Annotated in this window: 1 protein-coding gene; it reads right to left on the minus strand. The window is 62.1% G+C overall.

Going from position 1 to position 232, the window contains the following annotated elements; translation table 11 throughout:
• On the minus strand, nucleotides 1-232 hold a 232-nt coding region (locus tag SB724_RS22005), incomplete at both ends, for a hypothetical protein (RefSeq protein WP_410573226.1).

The raw sequence follows: 232 nt of genomic DNA on the forward strand, positions 1-232 counted from the left end.
TGGTGCCCTTGATATGCGAGTTCTTGCCACGCACCGGCGTCCAGTCGGTGCCGATGCCGCCCGCGTATTTCGACAGCAACGCGCACTCGGTGATCGCGCCGTAGATGGAGTCGTAGGGGTGATCGCCCGGTTCAGAGACGATCTGGTCGCCCACCCGATTGCCGTAGCAGGACGACATCTGCTGGTGCAGCGTCGCGGAGTTGAACAGCGTCGGCGTCGAGTTGATGAATTC

Source organism: Bacillus sp. SIMBA_031 (genome assembly GCF_046535225.1).
Taxonomy (GTDB): domain Bacteria; phylum Bacillota; class Bacilli; order Bacillales; family Bacillaceae; genus Bacillus; species Bacillus velezensis.